The sequence below is a fragment of the Paenibacillus sp. BR1-192 genome (genome assembly GCF_029542445.1).
In the GTDB taxonomy this organism is placed as follows: Bacteria; Bacillota; Bacilli; order Paenibacillales; family Paenibacillaceae; genus Paenibacillus_AQ; species Paenibacillus_AQ lautus_A.
On sequence record NZ_CP120718.1, the window covers coordinates 5877410 to 5896261 of the forward strand.

At 50.3% G+C, this 18852-nt stretch carries 18 protein-coding genes, 4 tRNA genes and 1 pseudogene; 6 read left to right on the forward strand and 17 right to left on the reverse strand.

Going from position 1 to position 18852, the window contains the following annotated elements; translation table 11 throughout:
• Positions 1-29: 29 nt before the first annotated feature.
• Positions 30-668, forward strand: coding sequence for a LexA family protein (locus P0X86_RS26660; RefSeq protein WP_277746889.1), 639 nt, complete (start codon positions 30-32; stop codon positions 666-668).
• A gap of 12 nt (positions 669-680) precedes the next feature.
• The gene (locus P0X86_RS26665; protein ID WP_277746890.1) at positions 681-2159 is read left to right on the forward strand and encodes a recombinase family protein; all 1479 of its coding nucleotides are present in this window, start codon (positions 681-683) and stop codon (positions 2157-2159) included.
• A gap of 41 nt (positions 2160-2200) precedes the next feature.
• Here P0X86_RS26665 and P0X86_RS26670 read toward each other — a convergent pair.
• Positions 2201-3083: pseudogene (locus P0X86_RS26670) on the reverse strand (TadA family conjugal transfer-associated ATPase); the annotation flags it as partial.
• The gene (locus P0X86_RS26675; protein ID WP_277746891.1) at positions 3083-4240 is read right to left on the reverse strand and encodes a P-loop NTPase family protein; all 1158 of its coding nucleotides are present in this window, start codon (positions 4238-4240) and stop codon (positions 3083-3085) included. The pseudogene P0X86_RS26670 and the gene P0X86_RS26675, both read right to left, overlap by 1 nt.
• A gap of 308 nt (positions 4241-4548) precedes the next feature.
• Between P0X86_RS26675 and P0X86_RS26680 the strand changes: the two genes are divergently transcribed.
• The 3 genes from P0X86_RS26680 to P0X86_RS26690 all read left to right on the forward strand — a co-directional run bounded on the left by P0X86_RS26680 (position 4549) and on the right by P0X86_RS26690 (position 7422).
• Positions 4549-5409 carry a thermonuclease family protein gene (locus P0X86_RS26680; RefSeq protein ID WP_277746892.1) on the forward strand — a complete coding sequence of 287 codons (861 nt, stop codon included), beginning with the start codon at positions 4549-4551 and terminating at the stop codon, positions 5407-5409.
• Positions 5410-5492: 83 nt separating this feature from the next.
• On the forward strand, positions 5493-6905 hold the full coding sequence (locus P0X86_RS26685) for a PepSY-associated TM helix domain-containing protein (protein WP_277746893.1): 1413 nt from the start codon (positions 5493-5495) through the stop codon (positions 6903-6905).
• Positions 6906-6945: 40 nt separating this feature from the next.
• Positions 6946-7422, forward strand: a complete 477-nt coding sequence (locus P0X86_RS26690; RefSeq protein ID WP_009594424.1) for a FixH family protein — start codon at positions 6946-6948, stop codon at positions 7420-7422.
• A gap of 11 nt (positions 7423-7433) precedes the next feature.
• On the opposite strand, the gene P0X86_RS26695 is transcribed toward P0X86_RS26690, so the two are convergent.
• From P0X86_RS26695 to P0X86_RS26720, 6 genes are all read right to left on the reverse strand, one after another.
• Positions 7434-7859 (reverse strand): thiol-disulfide oxidoreductase DCC family protein, encoded by a 426-nt coding sequence (locus P0X86_RS26695; RefSeq protein WP_277746894.1) that lies wholly within the window; start codon positions 7857-7859, stop codon positions 7434-7436.
• Positions 7860-7944: 85 nt separating this feature from the next.
• Positions 7945-8220: a hypothetical protein gene (locus P0X86_RS26700; RefSeq protein WP_009594434.1), complete on the reverse strand. Its 276-nt coding sequence runs from the start codon at positions 8218-8220 to the stop codon at positions 7945-7947.
• 89 nt (positions 8221-8309) lie between these two features.
• Entirely contained in the window at positions 8310-8552 is a 243-nt protein-coding gene (locus P0X86_RS26705) for a zinc ribbon domain-containing protein (RefSeq protein WP_006212369.1), read from the reverse strand.
• Between the two features lie 131 nt (positions 8553-8683).
• On the reverse strand, positions 8684-9103 hold the full coding sequence (locus tag P0X86_RS26710; RefSeq protein WP_277746895.1) for an organic hydroperoxide resistance protein: 420 nt from the start codon (positions 9101-9103) through the stop codon (positions 8684-8686).
• Between the two features lie 186 nt (positions 9104-9289).
• Positions 9290-9372 (reverse strand) — tRNA-Leu (locus P0X86_RS26715).
• 103 nt (positions 9373-9475) lie between these two features.
• Entirely contained in the window at positions 9476-9841 is a 366-nt protein-coding gene (locus tag P0X86_RS26720) for a helix-turn-helix domain-containing protein (RefSeq protein ID WP_015737237.1), read from the reverse strand.
• Positions 9842-10019: 178 nt separating this feature from the next.
• Between P0X86_RS26720 and P0X86_RS26725 the strand changes: the two genes are divergently transcribed.
• On the forward strand, positions 10020-10661 hold the full coding sequence (locus P0X86_RS26725; RefSeq protein ID WP_096776505.1) for a PAS domain-containing protein: 642 nt from the start codon (positions 10020-10022) through the stop codon (positions 10659-10661).
• Positions 10662-10759: 98 nt separating this feature from the next.
• Here the strand turns inward: P0X86_RS26725 and P0X86_RS26730 are convergent, their stop codons facing one another.
• From P0X86_RS26730 to P0X86_RS26770, 9 genes are all read right to left on the reverse strand, one after another.
• Complete coding sequence (locus P0X86_RS26730) at positions 10760-12376, reverse strand: alpha/beta hydrolase (protein ID WP_277746896.1); 1617 nt, start codon at positions 12374-12376, stop codon at positions 10760-10762.
• Between the two features lie 22 nt (positions 12377-12398).
• Complete coding sequence (locus P0X86_RS26735; protein WP_277749095.1) at positions 12399-13391, reverse strand: FecCD family ABC transporter permease; 993 nt, start codon at positions 13389-13391, stop codon at positions 12399-12401.
• Positions 13392-13410: 19 nt separating this feature from the next.
• Positions 13411-14418 carry a FecCD family ABC transporter permease gene (locus P0X86_RS26740; protein ID WP_009594414.1) on the reverse strand — a complete coding sequence of 336 codons (1008 nt, stop codon included), beginning with the start codon at positions 14416-14418 and terminating at the stop codon, positions 13411-13413.
• Between the two features lie 40 nt (positions 14419-14458).
• Entirely contained in the window at positions 14459-15475 is a 1017-nt protein-coding gene (locus P0X86_RS26745; RefSeq protein ID WP_277746897.1) for an ABC transporter substrate-binding protein, read from the reverse strand.
• A gap of 117 nt (positions 15476-15592) precedes the next feature.
• A complete protein-coding gene (locus tag P0X86_RS26750; RefSeq protein ID WP_277746898.1) occupies positions 15593-17260 on the reverse strand; it encodes an AraC family transcriptional regulator in 1668 nt (555 codons plus the stop codon).
• Between the two features lie 254 nt (positions 17261-17514).
• The gene (locus P0X86_RS26755; protein WP_015737244.1) at positions 17515-17979 is read right to left on the reverse strand and encodes a KGG domain-containing protein; all 465 of its coding nucleotides are present in this window, start codon (positions 17977-17979) and stop codon (positions 17515-17517) included.
• A 199-nt stretch (positions 17980-18178) separates the two neighbouring features.
• Positions 18179-18261 (reverse strand) — tRNA-Leu (locus P0X86_RS26760).
• Between the two features lie 38 nt (positions 18262-18299).
• A tRNA-Lys gene (locus tag P0X86_RS26765) sits at positions 18300-18375 on the reverse strand.
• 367 nt (positions 18376-18742) lie between these two features.
• A tRNA-Glu gene (locus P0X86_RS26770) sits at positions 18743-18817 on the reverse strand.
• Between the last annotated feature and the right edge of the window lie 35 nt (positions 18818-18852).

Here is an 18852-nt window from a genome sequence, read left to right on the forward strand (position 1 = left end):
TAAAATAATATTAGTGAGGTAAATATAAAATGGTTAATTCTGGTTCTAAGCTTTTTTATTGGGCTGTGGGAGAAAACATTAAAAAATATAGAACAACTAGAAATTTAAGTTTACAACTACTTGGCGAAAAAGTAGGGTTAACCAAGAAAACTATTCAAAGATATGAGAACGGCGAAATAAAAATAGATATGGATCGTTTAGCTGATATTGCAGATGCATTGAATGTAGAAGTTATTCAACTTCTCGATGGAGCTGAATCTTTCTTCGGACTTGAAACAGATAACATTGGTGTTGTATCTGTTCCATTGGTAGGAAGAGTGTGTTGCGGTAATGGAACTCTGGCTTATGAGAATATTGAGGAATACATACCAGTGTCCAAAGAATTTGCTAAGGGTGGAGAACACTTCTTTTTAAAAGCAAAAGGCGATTCGATGAATGGTGCCAGAATTGAAGAAGGCGACCTTCTTTTAATCAGAAAACAATCAAGTGTAGAAAATGGAGAAATAGCTGCTGTCCTGATTGACGATGAAGCAGTATTGAAGAAAGTATATATCAGAGAAGGACAAGTTATTTTGCAATCTGCAAACCCAGCGTATGACCCTATTGTCTGTAAAGCTGAGGATTTAAAAATAATTGGTAAATTGAAATGGAACATGATCAGTTATTAAGAGGTGATGTAGGTGAAGGTAGCAATTTACATACGTGTCAGTACAGAGGATCAAGCGAGAGAAGGTTACTCAATAAGAGGACAAAAAAAGGACCTCACGGATTATTGTAGATCCAATAGTTTAGAAGTAGCTAATATTTACATAGATGATGGTTATTCAGCGAAAGATACCAACAGACCAAAGCTGAAAGAGATGCTTAAAGCTGCGGCTAACAATGAGTTTAAGGCTATTTTGGTGTATAAATTAGATCGTTTCACTAGATCCGTTCGAGACCTGTATGATCTACTTGAAAAGTTGAACAAATTTGGCGTTGGGTTTATATCTAAACAAGAAAAGTTTGATACTACCACTGCAATGGGCAGGGCTATGATAGGTATATTGGGAGTATTCGCACAATTCGAAAGAGAAACAACAGCGGAACGAGTAAGAATGGGTATGGTTCAAAAGGCTTTAGAAGGGAAGAAACCAGGCGGCAAATACCCTTATGGTTATGATGAACAAGGAAGTTCTCTTCCAAAAGAGTTTAGCGTGTTAAGACAACTTAGGGCTTTGTACATGGAAGGGCTTAGTTATCAATCAATAGCAGCTCACTTCACTCGTTTAGGAATAAAAAGAAGAAGATATAATTGGACCGCAAACACAGTAGCCTTAACTTTAGAAAACCCCTTTTATGCCGGCATAATAAGATTCGGAAGCAAACTCCCCAACGGAAAGTACCCCCAACGAAAAAGAGAAGAACGCGTGGATGTTGTTGAAGCAGAAGGATCTCACGAGGCTGTTTGGACTATAGAAGAGTTCAACGAACATATTGAGTTGATGCGCAGAAGATCTACTGGAGGTTTTGGAAGGATAAACACTTACTGGTTTAACGGCGTACTCCGGTGCGGAAGATGTGGTTCAGCAATGTATGGACGGCTAACTACGAAAAGAAGCTTAAAAGATGGAACCGCAATAAGAAGTGCTTATTATTGGTGTAGTCGCAGGAAGGAAAATAAGTCGTGTGACATGCCTATGTTTAGACAGACACATGTTGAACATCTTATTTTTGAACATGTAAAAAAGATCATTACCGACAATGAATTAATTGATTCAGATAAAAAGAAGTTCGCAGCAGTTGAACAGAAAAGACAAGATTCTATAAAGTCCTTAGAACAAGACATAAAGAAGGTCAATGCACGTATCGATAAATGGCAATATGCATTCGCTGAGGAAATCATTTCCCTCGATGACCTGAAGAAGAGAATGGATGAAGAGAAGAAGTCTCTCGACATACTTAATGCTAAACTTGATAAAATAAAGGATAGTAACAAACCGCAAATCAATGACACAATATTCAACTTACCTTCTCTATGGAAAATGACGAACGATGAGGAAAAGCAAGATATAGTGTGTGCAATATTTAAAAAAATCACCCTTCACACTGAAGAACGTAACGTAAAAGGTAAAAAGAATACTTTCTTTCCAGCAACGGCTGAGATTGAGTACCGTTGATTTTTTTTAACTTATTATCTTGTACATTTTATATTATAATGACTTCCGTCATGCCCTGTATTCATGGCCTGCAGCATATCCAGCGCCTCGCTGCCCCGCACCTCGCCCACCACGATCCGATTGGGACGCATCCGCAGCGAGGAACGGATCAGATCGCGCATCGCGATCTCCCCCCCGGCCTTCCGTGTTGGCATTCCGGGTCTCCAGCGACACGAGGTTCGGGACCGTCACGATCTTCAGCTCCGCCGAGTCCTCGATCGTAATGACACGTTCATCAGGCGGAATATATTGCGACAGCGCATTCAGGAAAGTCGTCTTCCCCGACCCCGTCCCGCCGCCTATAAAAATGTTATACTTGCCCTTGACCAATATCCGAAGCTGCTCTGCCGCCTCCTCCGTCAGCGCTCCCCTTCCAACCAAATCATCCATCGTCATCGGCGATTCCGGAAACTTGCGGATCGTCATGGTCGGCCCCTTCAGCGCGATGGGCGGGAGCACGATATTCACCCGGGAGCCGTCCTTCAATCTCGCGTCAACGATGGGCGTCGATTCATTCACCACCCGGTTTACCGTACCCACAATGCTCTGAATGATATCCTCCAGCCGGCTCTGGGACTCGAATTGGAGCGGCAGCTTCTTGACCTCGCCGTCCTGCTCGATGAATATATCCTGGTGGCTGTTTATCATAATTTCCGTAATCCGGGGGTCGTCCACCAGAGGCTGAAGCACATCCAGCCCGCGAAAAGAATCGAATACCCTCCGCACCAGCCTCCGCTTCTCGGCTGCGGTCAACTCCATGAGCTCGCGTCTTCTCCACACCACTTCCTCGATGCGGGCCATCAATTCCGAATTGTTAACGCTCGCACTCATATCAAGCTCGGACCGAACCTGATCCCGAACCGATTTAAACGGATCCTCCATCATCACTTCCCACCGCCTGCATGAACCGGCATGATACCCGAGCCCTCCAGCAGCTGCTGGCAGAGCTTCAATACCTCCCTTTGATAGATCGGCGAGGACAACAGCAGATCTTCCCGATGGAGCTGCTTCCATGAAGGTATATAAGGCAGCACGCCGTCTACGCTCATATCCTTGCGGGGAAGCCCGTTAACAAGCTGACCCGTGTACCGGTTGACGATGAAGCGGCTCCGTTTCCTCACGCTTCCGAACTGGGCGGGGCTCTTAAGCTCCAATTGATCCAGCCATACGCCGCTCTTATGCATGCTGATCAAATCATCCATCAGCACCCAGATCAGCAGTCCGGCCTGTTCGAGAACCGCCTGCAATCGTTCCCCCGAGTCCCCCTCGGTATCCACCACAATGGCATCGTAATGATGGCATGATATCAGGGAGGTCAACAGCAGGGATGTATCGTCCACGGTCATTTCCGATATTTCCTTAACGTTGAAGCTGGGCTCAAAGGAATCGCACTTCAAGCCATGATGCCTGATGATATAGGGAGCTATCGACAGCTCCGTCTCGGAAGCCGATTCTTGGGAGGCCTTAACGTCATACAGTAATCGCGAAAAGCTCCCCTCCATGCCGACGGATCCGGACGGAAACAACGCACTGCTGTTCACGCTCTCCAAATTGAGATAGAAAACTCTCAAACCGAGCACGCCAAGCTGCTTCGCCATGTTCATGGCGATCGTTGATTTCCCGCTCCCTCCCAGGGAAGAGACGATGCCGAGCACCGGTGTTGATCCCGAATTCCATTTATCCAGCGTTCCCCCGCTTCGCCTGCAGCGGGTTATCATGATGTCCAGCAGCTGAGGCAGCGGCTGGTATTTGGGGGTGCTGTCGCAGCCCTCCATAAGAGAAAGCGCCGAATGGCCTTCGCTTAGGAGCAGCCATGGAACCGATGCCTCCCTCTGGCTGAGCCAGTTCTCCAGCATATCCGCATCCCCCACGACCAAATTCGGCTTCTCCCCCGAGTCCATATAATGAAGGAATGATTCTACGCGGGTGAATGCGGTCACCTGCAGGGCCGATCCGTAGGAGCTTCCATGCACATAATTCAACAGCGGTTCGACATACCGGGAATCCTGCACTGCCAGCACTAGTCGGGCCGGTATCATCATGCCAATCCCTCTCTTCTGTAACAACGCAAAAAAAGCACCGTCAAAGCCGCGAAAATCGCGGACAATGAACGGTGCTTCCGTTGTCTGTTATAATTTGACATTAGAATATCACAGTTGCAGGATAACGGCAAGATTTTATTTTTTATGTAGATATAGCCCTTAATCACTATTGTCAAAACAAGGATAAATGTCCTACTATATAGGCTTAGAACGAGTGTTCTCTATATAGAAACTTCTTATATAGAATTAACATATATAAACTCCTAAACCATCTAAACCAATACTTCCAAGCTTGGAGAGTGACACCCATGAACAAACGTATACTAGCCGCTTTTCTAACCGCCCTGCTGTTATTATCCGGCTGCAGCCAGCCGCTGATGTCCCCTGCGACGTCGAACGAAGAAACCCCAGCGACCCGTACATCCGAAGCCAAGACAGACGCCGGCACAACGAATGCCAAGCAGACGACCTATCCCACCGATGATCTGAACCTGCCGCGGGTTGCCGTGGAATTGGTCAAAGCCGTTGACGGCGACACCATCAGCGTCATGTTCGAGGGCAAAAAAGAGAATGTTCGCATGCTGCTGGTCGACACGCCCGAGACAAGCCATCCGAAACTGGGCGTCCAGCCGCTCGGGCCCGAGGCCAAGGCTTTTACGAAGGAGCTCGTGGAACAAGCCGATCGGCTTGAATTGGAGTTCGATATCGGTCCGAACCGGGATAAATATTCCAGGCTGCTCGCTTACGTGTATGCCGACGGGAAAATGGTCCAGGAATCGCTGCTTGAAGAAGGACTGGCCCGCGTCGCCTACATCTATCCGCCCAACACGCGCTATGTGGACAAATTCGATGATTTGCAGCGGATCAGCCGGGACAAGGGGCTCGGCATATGGAGCGTAGAGAACTACGCCCAGGAAGACGGATTCCATCCCGAGGAACAGGACGATACGAATAAGAGCAACAACCATGACACCACAGCAACCCAAGCGCCTACCGAGAAACCCCAACCGTCCAAGCAAGCCTGCGACATTAAAGGCAACATCAACTCCAAGGGCGAGAAAATCTATCATACGCCTGAATCCCCGTACTATGAGCGCACGAAGCAGGAGCAGTGGTTCTGCAGCGAGGAAGAAGCCGAGCAAGCCGGTTTCCGGGCACCGCTTAAGTAGCTATGAACCTGATTGCATATGAAATGAACGCATATGTTCATCTTATATAAATTTTAGCCGTATTTGAAAAGGAGCCACGAGCCATGGGGAAAAAGAAAACACCGGCAGCCAAACCCAATGAAAATCAAACAGCAAATCCAAGCTCTGCCGCATTATACAAAACCGTCTGGAGATGGCATTTCTATGCCGGCATCATTTTCGCTCCTTTTCTGATCATCCTGGCTGTAACCGGCTCCGTTTACTTATTTAAGCCCCAAATTGAACAAGCGTTATATCGGGACTACTACACGGTAACCCCTCAAGTCGAACGGGTAACGCCCAGCAAGCTGGTCGGACAAGTGAAAGAGCTCTACCCTGACGCTACCATCACGAAATACCGCCCCGGCGAGTCGGATTCCCGCTCCACGGAAATCAGTCTTACCTCGGGCAGCGAATCCATGACCGTCTTCATGGACCCCTATACGGGAGAAAAGATAGGCGAGCTGAAAGACAAAGACCGGATCATGGACAAAATCGAGGAGTTCCACGGCGAGCTGATGGTCGGGACCATCGGGGACCGGATCGTGGAGCTTGCCGCCTGCTGGGCGATCGTGCTCATCATCACCGGATTGTTTTTATGGTTCCCGAAAAATAAAAACAAAAGCAAAAAGAAAAGAAGCCTTGCAGGCATCCTGTATCCGAGGCTCGGCAAGGGCAAGCAGATTCTTCGCCGGGACCTGCACGCCGTTCCCGCATTCTGGATCGCGGCTGGCATGCTGTTTCTCGTCATGACCGGATTACCCTGGTCAGGCCTGTGGGGCAGCAATTTCCAAACCGTGGCAACCAATACCGGTGTCGGTTATCCTCCTTCCATCTGGTCGGGCAGTGCGCCATCCTCTCATGTGCTGCAGACGAAGGAAGTGGCTGAGGTGCCTTGGGCGGCCGAAAATCTGGAGGTTCCCAACTCCACCATCTCCGACTTTATGCCGCTTCCGATTGAAGATGTCATGTACGTAGCCCGAAGCGAGGGAATGCATCCGAGTTACACCATCAGCATCCCGCAGCAAGCGGACGGGGTGTATACGTTGTCGGCCTATCCGCCGAAAGCGCAGGACGAAGCCACCATGCATATCGACCAGTACAGCGGCGCGGTGTTGGCGGATTATCGCTATGATCATTACGGATTCGTCGGCAAAGCCGTTGCCCTGGGCATTACGCTGCACAAAGGAACCCAATTCGGCATCGTCAACCAGATTTTCAGTTTGCTGATATGCCTAGGCATCATTCTCATAGCGGTAAGCGGTTTGTACTTGTGGTGGAAACGAAAGCCGGATCACGGACTGGGGGCTCCGAAAGCGCCCGAGGCAGGCGCCAAGCGCATGAGGCTGTTCCTGCTGCTGTTTATCGCTTTGGGGATTCTGTTCCCGCTTGTGGGCTTGTCTCTCATCATCGTGTGGATCATCGATTCTGTCATTGTGCGGAAGATACCGGCGATCAAGGCTTTCCTGAACGCCTGATTCGCTTAGGACTCAATCAAAAATAAGGGGTGGCGGTTTCATGATCGTAAAAGGCCGTATTATTATAACCGTACTGCTATCGGTTCTGCTGCTGAGCGCTTGTTCGGCCAGTCCCGAGGCAGCCGACCGGTATGAAAAAGAAATCCCGTTGATGGCCGAGGTGAACATTCCGGATGCATTATCCGTCCAACAGCCGGAGACCATCGAGATTATCCTTACCCAAGACGGCAAAAGAGTGCCCGGTGCGGATTTTGTCCACTACGAGCTGTGGAGCCATGACGGTTCCTTACGGGATCCCATGACGGATGCGGTCGAGGTGGGCGATGGCGTGTATACGGTAACCAAAACCTTCGATAAAGAGGGGCTGTATTTCATCAAGCTGCACAGCGGCAACAACGGCTCCATCATCATTCCCCAGAAACCGTTCGCCGTCGGCAAACTGTCCGAGGCCGAGCTTGCCTACCTGGAGGCGGGAACTCCGACATTCCAAGAAGGCACGGCAGAGCATCATCATTAAAACAGGCGGAATCAGGATAAAAACCGGCGCCGAATGTCCGGCGTCGGGACCATGCATTCACTGGATTGCCCGAACCACCGGTAACGGTTCTTCGCCACCCAGCGGTACACCAGGTTCCGTAAGAAAGGGGGAATCAGGATCAGGACATACGACAGCGGCCAAGGAAAACAAAGACGCCGCGCAATCCGAAGAGCTCCCGTCGATCTGGTGTAATATCTCCCCTGTTCAATCAGCACCATCGTCTCCGGCGAATCTCCATCGAGCCCTCCCTGCCTCAACAGCTCCTGACCGATATCGGATTGCAGCGAAGCGAACCGGAAAACACCCGCGGGATCTCGCTTGATAATGAATTGAGTCAGCCCCTGACACAAATGGCACACGCCATCAATCAGCACAATTGCATATTCCTCATGATTTTCGGTTGCACGATCCTTCATATTTTCTTCGCTCCCTTCACACCATAAAAAAAGAAAAAACGCAGGAGCCCTCTCCTACGCTTGATCAAGTACGCTTATTGGTTTATTACTCAGCAGCTTTGTTCAGCCACTCGCCGTCTCTCATCTGCTGGTCGAATTCGTTCGAGAATTTCTCCATGCATTTGCATATGAAATCCTTACGACAAACCGGGCAAGGTACTTTCCCAAGTCGGCTAAGCGCAGTCAGTTTCCATTCCGGGAAGCGGTTATAGAATACGCGAATATCCGTTCCGTCGGCCGTGTGGATAATGAATTCGTAAAGCCCTTCCTTTTCATTGCTTCCAGCTGTGGTCACATTTGCAATCTGCGGTCTGTATGGCATGTTCATCACCCGTTTATTTTATTTAAATTCCTTATGACTGGTTTGTACTTTCTGGTACTTAGTCATATTAAAGAATTTTAGGGGTGATGTCAACCGAAGAACACATCCAGGATCGAGCCCAGCTGCCCCCTCTTTTTACCTTCCAATATATCCGGGTTGAAGACTTCCACATATCCGCAGTTCGTGCAGGAAACAAATAGGAAATGATTGTGCTGAATATCAAACATTTTGCTCAAGCCTGCCCCCGACATCGAGACCTCTTTCGTCTGGCAGTGGTTCCCTCCGCATTTGCTGCATACAAACCGTTCCTCTATCATTTGTTCTATTCGCATTCCAAGCGCCCCTTTCAATGCATAGCTTTAACTGAAGTACGGCGTATCATGTAAAAAGTTTCATATTGAGCGTCTTTAGCCGACAAAAAAGGATGACCCCCATTTTAGAGAGCCATCCGAATCCTCCATCGTCAGCTTACGCTTAACTCCACGTCGATGTTGCCCCGGGTTGCTTTGGAATACGGGCAAAACGCGTGCGCTTTCTTCGCGAGATCCTCCGCCTGGCTTCGTTCGATGCCGGGCATTTCGATCTTCAGCTTCACTGCCAGCTTAAAGCCGTCAGCGCCTTCGTCTTTTCCGATCGACACCTGGGAGTGGATCACGACATCCTTCAGCTCGACGCCCTCCTTGCGGGCGATGTTGGCCAGGGCGCATTCATAGCAGGCGCCATAACCGGCCGCGAACAGCTGCTCCGGATTGGTTCCGGCTCCGCCCGGACCTCCGAGCTCTTTCGGCATGCTTAATTTGTGATTGAGAACGCCATCGGTAGATTCAACGGAGCCTTCCCGCCCTCCGACGACTTTAACATCTGCTGTGTATAATGGTTTCATGCTCGTTCATCTCCTTCATGCCCTATTATGGTCTCTACATGTACTCTTTAAACTTTCAGGGCAATTTGAAACGATAAATAAGGCATTTCACCATAGATGAGCATTATCCCGGCACGCGAAGAACATAACAAAAAAAGCCGCTTATCAAAGGGAATTCCACTTGATAAACAGCTTCTTTATGAAGTATGCGGTAGAGAGGACTCGAACCTCCACGGGTATACACCCACTACCCCCTCAAGATAGCGTGTCTGCCATTCCACCACTACCGCATGTATAAGGGATGTTCTGCAGCGAACATTCCCTATTATACTGCCCTCTTGCTCAAATGTAAAGCGCCAAAATCTGGGCCTTAGGCCCGGGCTTTTGCATCAGCTAGCTCTTATCGCTGCGCTTGTCCTTCCGATAGGCCGAAAACTCGATGTATTCGCGTATAAATTCCTTCTCATGCTCTGCCAGACCGGACATTAAGGCAGGATCCAAAGATTCCGGATCTACTTCATATTCCCCGCGGGCTTCCTTGACACGGCTGGTCGGACTGCCTCTTCCTATAATCAGCCAATCCAGGCTGACGGAAAAAAATGCTGCAATCTCAATCAATTTATTCGTGCTCGGCGTTGTTTTTCCCCTCTTCCAGTCACCAAAATTTCCTGTGCTGATCCCGAGGGTTTCACAAAACGCCTTCTTGGTCATACCCCGGCTTTCTATGAGATGTTCGATTCGTTGGTAAATAGACTGCATCAAACAACCGCCTTCCTATTTCTCTTTAAAAGAAAAATATCTTATGTACGTATTTTTTTTCTTGCATAATGACTTAATTACGTGTATAATCTAGATATATTGCCTAAATTATACCATAGTACTCATGGATCGTCGTATCTTTTACTCATGAGTCTATTCCGTACGAGGAGCGAGTAAATTGCCCTACGATACCATGACCACATCCTGGAATAATGCGGTGCACTCCTTGAATAAGGGGCTGATGGTCATTACCCCGGATGGCATCATAGACAAAATCAACGATCCGCTCATTGCCATGGCCGAAAAATACGGTGTCCCTCCTGACTTTAGGTGGCATGGAGCATCTTTTTTCGATATGACTTTCAGGCACTTTGGTTCTGTATTCGATCCATTTTCCCATGAGATGGATTTGCCCTCCGTAAAGGAAGTGATGCTGGGCAAGCTGCCTGATTATTCTTTTGAATATGCCGTGGAATGGAATGACCGGCAGAACTGGGTTCTGTGCGAGGTGCTGCCGCTGATGATGAACAAGGACGGCCGTGTTCACGGAGCCATGATATCGTTCACGGATATTACGAAGTTCAAGCACAAGGAACTGCTGCTGGAACAAGCGCTGGCTCACAGCTTCCCTCTTCCAGGACATATTCCTATCTGTGCCGTATGCAAATATGTTCGACAAGCGGATGAATGGGAGCCTGTGGAGAGCTATTTGGAGAGCCGCCTCCCCATTGAGTTTACCCATGATATTTGTCCGGATTGCATTCGCAGATTATACCCGAAATATTCTTCCATTCTCGATGATCCGGAATTGCCCGATTAACGACCCGTCTGCATACAACACAGAATAAGCAGCTTCGATATCCCGATGATCACTGGATTCGAAGCTGCTTATTTATGCTTGAGGCATTCTTTGGTTGATTACGCGTTCACAAAACGAAGCAGGGGGCTTATGAGGGTCGGCAGTACCGAAACATGCCCTTCACCCTCAATTTCGTCGAACGTCGTCTCCAGCACCTCTTCATGCCCTCTGAGAAAGGCATAGAGTTCCCTGGCATCCTTCACCATGGACGGCTTCTCCTCGGCCCCCACGTACAGGCGGAGCGACTTGCGCTCCCCGCTCTGTCGTAAGCGGTTCTTCCCCTCTTCCCATCGCTGGTACAGCGCGTAGTTCTTCCACCACACCGAGGGACATGCCGCAATATACCGCGAAAAGGCATCCGGTCTGGTGAATAAGGTATACAAGGTGAAAAATCCACCGAGCGAGTGTCCGAACAGCGCCTGCTTCGATCGGTTCACGGCATACCGCCGCTCCACGGCCGGCTTCAGCTGCTGCTCGATGAAGGTAAGGAACGCCTCCACGCCGCCCGTCTCCGGCCAATCCATGCCGTTTGGCCGGACTGGCAGTTCAGCGGGATCGGCATATTCCGTAAAGTTATAGAAGCGTTCGCTGCTTACGATAGGGCTGTCGCTGTCAAAGCCGATGCCGACAATGAGCGCAGAGGGAATGCCCCGAGGCGTACGGGATTGCAGGCGGATGGCTTCGGCCAGCGTGCCGAAGGTGGCATTGGCATCCAGCGAATATAACACGGGATAACCTCCCTCAGGAGGCGGTCCCATCGGCTCGGCGATGAAAATGCGGTATTCGCGTCCCGTCACGTCGGACTGCATGGACCAGGTCAGCGTTCCCGGTACGGAAAACAAAGTGGCCTTTACTTGGTTTACTTGATTATTATGCGATTCGTGCTTTTCCTGATAATCCGGATCCTCATGTTGAGCTCGCCCCTTCGCCTGCTCCTCTGCTTCTACGACGAACAGCCACCGCAGCGCATCCGGAAATCTTCTGGACATAAAGATAGGATCATGGGTTCCGTCAGGATCTACCGCCAGCTGCAGCCGCTCAGGGCTCACCCCTTGCTCAAGCCAGAACCGATGGGCCTCCACGTTGTTCACAAACATGTTTTTCTGCGCATTTTGCTTATACGCCCCTTCAAGCTGCCCGACGGACATATACACCCGCTGTTCAGCTGGCCATTTTCCCTGCTTCCGGATGTAGTCCATCACCCCATCGTACCATAACGAAGCCGATAGCATGCCGATCCGTCCGAAGGTATCGGGACGCCAATATCCCGCGAACATCGAGATCAAACCGCCAAAGGAACCTCCGATGATGGCCGTATGCTCAGGCGCTGGAAGCGTTCGGTACCGATGGTCCATGTATGCTTTGATGACATCCGCTACCTCATCCACATAAGCTCTCCCCTCCCCGCCGAAAGGAGGGTTGCTCTCCAGCAAAGGCTCAGCCGGCCAAGGCGTATACTCACGATTCCGGTTCGTTGTCGAGATTCCGACCAGGATGACCTCTTCCAGCCGGCCTGCCGCAAACAAATGATTCAAATAGTTCAGGCAGTCCGTGAACATATCTCCTTCATCTTGAACGTAGGCAACAGGATAGGAACGGTCAGACTCCAGATAGGAAGGAGGCAGATACAGTGTAAGCTCTCTGCCTTCAACTGCCAGCTGCTTGTAACGATTCATGTGATCCTCCCGAAAGCTGCTTTTATTTTCTCATGCGAATTAATAGATAGATAAAATACGGAACCCCGATCACGGATACCACAATGCCTGCAGCAAGCTCGGCCGGAGCGAATATCGTTCTGCCGATGAAGTCGCCTATGACAACAATCGCCATGCCCGCTATGCCGCTGATCGGGATGATATGCCTGTGCCGCAGTCCGACAAGCTGCCTGGCCATATGCGGAGCAATCAGGCCGACAAACCCGATGCTGCCGGATACGGCTACGCTGGCACTTACCAGGCCGATGCTGCAGAGAAGCAGTCTATTTTTCTCGCGCTCGACGGATACCCCGACGCTCTTCGCGCTTTCCTCGCTCAGCTGGAACAAGTCGAGCACTTGAGAGCGAAGCCAGATGACAGGCGGCAAAATAACGAGCCACGGCAGCATGGTCACCACAAACTTCCAATTGGCGCTATGAAGGCTGCCGGCAAGCCAGGCAACCGCCATCTCATAATCTTTCGGGTTCATTTTAAGCGAAACATACATGGTAACGGCTCCAAAGCCGGATGCGATCGCAATGCCCACAAGTATGAGCCGCTGGGGATCCAGCTTTCCGTTTTCTCTCGCAAACATGTATATGGCCGTGGTCGCCGCCAAACCGCCCGCGATGCCGAACATGGGCATCATCATTACCCCGAGCCAGCCGGTCATCGTGATCTGCCCTTGCAGCAGGAACATAAACAGTACGACCGCCATGCCGGCGCCTGCATTGATGCCGAGGATGCCCGGATCCGCAAGCCCGTTGCGGGTAACCCCTTGGATGACGGCACCGGCCATACCGAGCGCAAACCCGACAAGGGCGCCAAGCACGATTCGGGGGAGCCTGAATTCAAACACGACAAGATCAAAGTCCGCATTGGGCTTCATCCGAAAGAGCGTCTGGAATACTTCCTTGATGGACATGTCAAACGTTCCGTTGGTCAGACTGAAATAAACGGCTGCCAATACGACCGCTATCCCGCCTGCCAGCACCATCGGGAACCGATAAGATGTGTTACGCACGCTGAGCCCCTCCCCTCGTCTTGATCAGATAGAGGAAGAACGGCACGCCGATCAGCGAAGTGATGACACCGACCGGCGTCTCGAAAGGGCTGTTCACGAACCGGGCGAGAATGTCGCACAGCGCCAGGAACATGCCGCCAAGCACGCCCGACACCGGTACGATCCATCGGTAATCGGAGCCCGATAAGTACCGGGCAATATGAGGGACAATCAAGCCTACAAAGGCAACCTTCCCTGCCAGCGCCACCGATACGCCCGTCAAGATCACGACCGCCAGCATCGCAAGGCCTTTCACCAGCCATGTTTTGACGCCAAGCCCCTTGGCCGTCTCGTCCCCGAGGGAGAGCAGCGTGATCGATTTGGACAAAACCACGGCGAGGCACAAACCGACGATCGCAAACGGAATGCTCAGCTTGATCAGCTCGGGATCCATGGCATGCAGCCGGGCATTGTACCAAAAACTGATGCTTTGGGAAATCTGAAAATAAGCTGCCAAAGCTTCGGCCGTTCCGCTAAGAAACGTCCCGATCACGGTTCCGAGTATAGCCAGCCGAACCGGACTGAGCCCCCCTGGAATTAGCCATGCTAATCCGAACACGACGGCTGCACCGATCGCGGAACCAACCAATGAACTGACAATGTACATATTGGAGCTGGCATTCGGAATGAATACCATGAACAAGGTCACCGCGAACACCGAACCGTCCGATACCCCCATAATGGAGGGGGAGGCTAGATAGTTTCTTGTCATCCCCTGCATAAGAGCTCCCGAAACCGCCAGAAAAGCACCGATCAGCATAGCCCCGACGACTCGGGGCAGCCGGGAACTCATAATGATCTGATGGTCGATGCTCTCCGGGTCAAAAGCGAAGATGGAGTCCCAGACGGTATCCATCGAAATATTCTTGGCTCCATACAGGATGGAGGCCGCTATGAGCAATAAGCAGACTGCCGGGGCCATCACAAGGATGACAGCCGGCAGCGATTTTTTGAACCCCATGAACAACACGCCTTATACGTTTATACTGGAATCAATGATATTATTTCGTAAGATTTTCGACGGCAGCTTTCAGAAACTCGATTTTACTGTACGCGGTACCGCCTTGAGCAAGCGGGTCAACCACGTTGACAAAAGCCGTTCCGTTCTTGAACGTGTTCAGGTTTTTCATGATAGGATCATTCTGCAGCTCTTCCAGTGCGTTCGGCGTATCCTTGTTCTCGTCCGGAGAGAATTGGACAAACACGTAATCCGGATTCATCTCAGCCATTTTCTCTTTGGAGACCAGCTCCTGCGCTTGCGCGGCTTCTACCTCAGCCGGTACGGCGATTCCCAGATCCTCGTACAATACCGGATTAAAGAACACCCCAGCCGGGTAAATGTACATCTCCCCCGCACGAACCCTTAGCGCCAAAACCTTCTTGTCCTTCAGGCTGTCTCCGATGGTTGCCTTTGCGGCTTCCAGATCCTCTTTATATTTAGCGATCTCTTGCTCAGCCTGTTCCCGCTTGCCGCTCAACTCGCCCAGCAATCTCAAATTGCTCTCCCAGTTGGTGGATACATGAGAATAAGGTATCGTCGGGGCAATTTTATTCAATTGTTCCACGACCTCCGGCTTGAACTTGGAAGATCCCAAAATCACGTCCGGTTTAAGCGAGAGGATCGTTTCGAAATTCGGCTCGGTTTTCTCGCCTACCGACTGGGCATCCTTCGTAATCGACTCAAACAATGGAGGGAAAGAGCCCGAGAAACTGATCGCTCCGACCGGATTCACTTCCAGCACAATAGAGTCCTCCATGGCTTCGACGGCACCCGTGATAACGATCCGCTCCGTTTTGGCAGGAAGCGTGTATTCCTGATCAAGATATTTCACAACTTTGGTTTCGCCCGCAGCGGGTGTTTCTTCGTTCGAAGCTTTATTCTCCTCAGCGGTGTTCGTGCTTCCTGCATTACTCGTGCTTGCTCCGTCTGTATCTTTAGCCTCGTTACCTCCGCCACAAGCAGATAGTACCAAAGCAAATACCAGCAATAACCCCAAGACCATTTTCATCCGTTTCATCTCTCTCCAGTTACCCCTTCCATGATCCATGATCATTTAATAATTGATAATGATTATCATTATTGATCATACTATCGGATTTGTTCTTTTTGCACCATGGACAAATAACCGGATTCCTCATGGACATTTTCCGGAAAACAACCGGATGGCCTCCTCCGCCATCTGCTCCATTGCAATGGGCGAATACTCACGCCAAGGATAAGAGGATATTTGATGGAACGTTCCCTCTCTCACCGCGGAGATGGTCATCCACTCCGGCGTCGCCTGCAGTCTCCTCCAATAGGCAAGCGTTTCGGAATCTTGACGGATCAGAAGAAGCAGATGGTTTGCACGGCTCTCCCTGATCTGCTCCATCGTTAAACACCCCTCATTAAGCTGATCCATAGGCAGGGCCGGCTGAAAACCGAAATCATCGAATAGTATTTCCTTCATGCCCGGATGGCTGTATGCCCGAAGTTCATCCTGATGCAGGCGCGCGGTCAAAAGCGTGCGGGCTTCCCTATTGCTAGAGGGGAGCTTCTCCCGGTAAGCCGATATCTTGTGATGAAACGCTTCAATCCACTGCTCTGCTTCAGGCAACCTGTCCAGCATTTTGGCGAGACTGAGCAGATTGAACCGCCATCCTTCCTGCTCTCCCGGCATTTCATAGAGAGGGGCGATCTGCCGAAGCTGCTCCTTCTCCCACTCCTCGACCCCCTGCGCGCACACGATGAGCTCCGGACGTGCCGTGGCCAGCTTTTCCAGATTCGCATATTTGTTATGGTTCTGGCGGTATGCATCCAGATGGACCGGAATATCCGGGCCGAGATGGTTATAGTAATGTTGTGACCACTTCGGATGAAGCGGAGCCGCATACGGCGTGAAATCCAGCGGCATGGCGTAACCCAATAGGCTCGTTGAGCCGTACATCGCCAGTTTATTTTTCCTTGTCTTCATATAGGCGGAGGGCGAGAACCCGAAAGCTTTCTTAAATTTGCGGCTGAAATAAAATTCATCCTTATACCCCACCATATGGGCAACCTCACGCAGCAAGGAATCCGAACCCAGCATCAATTGTTTGGCCTTGTTCAAACGGACGCTCGCCAAATAATCCATCGCGCTGTGCCCATAGGCCTTCTTATATACCTCTACAAAATACTTGGGGCTCAGTTCGGAGAGATTCGCCAGCTGCTCGATCGTTAAATCTTCATCGTAATGCTCTTCGATATACTCCTTCACCCGGTCCAGCGCTTGCCGTTTATCATTCTTGGCATATGGGCTGCATTCGGCCATCATCGTGTACAACAGCTCCTGAAAATCCAGCTGAGCCCTCCACTGCTTCATGGGCTCCATGCTGTGAAAATCCTTATACATCGCCCGGCAGACGAGATTCAAGCGGTCCGGGGAGCTGATGACAAAGATGCCGTCATAGGGCATGAATGCGGCGCCGTCCACTTCATGCAACCGACCGCAGCCCGACATCCCTTCATAGAAGCCAAAATGAAGAATCGCCACCGCTGTCTGTTCCTGTTCCTCGGAACTCCAGTACTCGCCGCTCGTAATACCAAAAGTAGATCCAGCCGCGCAAAAATAAACGCACCCCTTATTCATGCGTGTCACTTGCTCTGCCTGCTGCAAACAGGTCTCTCCGCTAAGCGGGACGATCAAGGCCGGCTGCACGGCCAACTGTTGTTCCAAGGACATCCCTTGCCCATGAACAATATCCATATTCCATAAACGGGCCATGAACCCGCTGTATTCTCTTGGCTCTCCCTTGCTGGTATTCATCGATAGGTTTAACATCATTGCAGACCCCAACCTTAAATGAGAATGGTTATCATTATCATATAATTATCATACACCGTATCAAATGTCCAGTACGTTCTTCGTCTTTTCCATAATGCGCCATGATAGTCAGGCTAAAAAAGAAAGCAGCCATGTCTCCCTAAAAGGAGTCATGGCTGCTGCTATTTACAAGTGTGTCTGAAGGCGGATCTTTTGAATGAAAGAGTTTCAACCCCCTCCAACGGGAGTCTCTTCTTACATCCGCTGAATTTTCATTAATTTCCCCGTTGGCGCTGCCGGGCTCTAGCCTCGCCGCCTTTGCGGCCCGCTTCTTCACGGCTCATCTTGCCATCCCCGTTGCTGCCGCTGCCGTTTCTGGCTTCGCCGCCCTGCTGTCCAATTTCTTGGTAGAACTCGCGACCATGGGAATCCGAGGTAGCCTCGCCGCCTTTGCGGCCGATTTCCTCATAGAACTCCCTGCCATGGGAGTCGGAAGTCGCTTCGCCGCCCTTCTGGCCAATCTCTTGATAAAACTCCTTATCATGGGAGTTTGACGTGGAGTCTCCGCCTTTTTTGCCGATTTCCTGATAAAATTCTTTGTCATGGGAGCGGGACGTCGCTTCGCCGCCCTTCCGTCCGATCTCTTGGTAAAACTCTTTATCATGGTTGTTCGCTGTTGCTTCTCCACCTAAACGTCCTGCTTCTTCACGGCTCATCTTTCCATTATTGTTATTAGCCATTCTGAATCACTCCTTATAGGTATTTGGAAGTTGTTGCTCGTCCACGATATGATATTAACCTCTTGACCAGAGATGAAACACCGGTTTTGCATAAACGCGCAATGAAAAATATCTAAAATATGGATAATCTCTATGGAAATCCTGATATATAAATAAAAAAGCTCCACGCTATGCGTGAAGCTTCTTATTCAACATGGTATGCGGTAGAGAGGACTCGAACCTCCACGGGTATACACCCACTACCCCCTCAAGATAGCGTGTCTGCCATTCCACCACTACCGCATAATATAAGGGATACATCTTTTCGTGCTAAGTAAAAATGGTGAGCCATGAAGGACTCGAACCTTCGACACCCTGATTAAAAGTCAGGTGCTCTACCAACTGAGCTAATGGCTCTCGATGACAATCGTGCGGCTGCCATATAGAAAGTGGTGACCCGTAGGGGATACTCTCACTTCGTTCGAGACTGCGAAGTTTATCCTAACGATGGTTATGCTTCGACGAACCGACGGGGTTCTCATCCCGAAGTTATATAGAAAGTGGTGACCCGTAGGGGATACTCTCACTTCGTTCGAGACTGCGAAGCTTATCCTAACGATGGTTATGCTTCGACGAACCGACGGGGTTCTCATCCCGAAGTTATATAGAAAGTGGTGACCCGTAGGGGATACTCTCACTTCGTTCGAGACTGCGAAGTTTATCCTAAACGATGGTTATGCTTCGACGAACCCACGGGGTTCTCATCCCGAAGTTATATAGAAAGTGGTGACCCGTAGGGGATTCGAACCCCTGTTACCTCCGTGAAAGGGAGGTGTCTTAACCCCTTGACCAACGGGCCACTTTAACCACGTCGCCGTGACGACAAGATTGAGT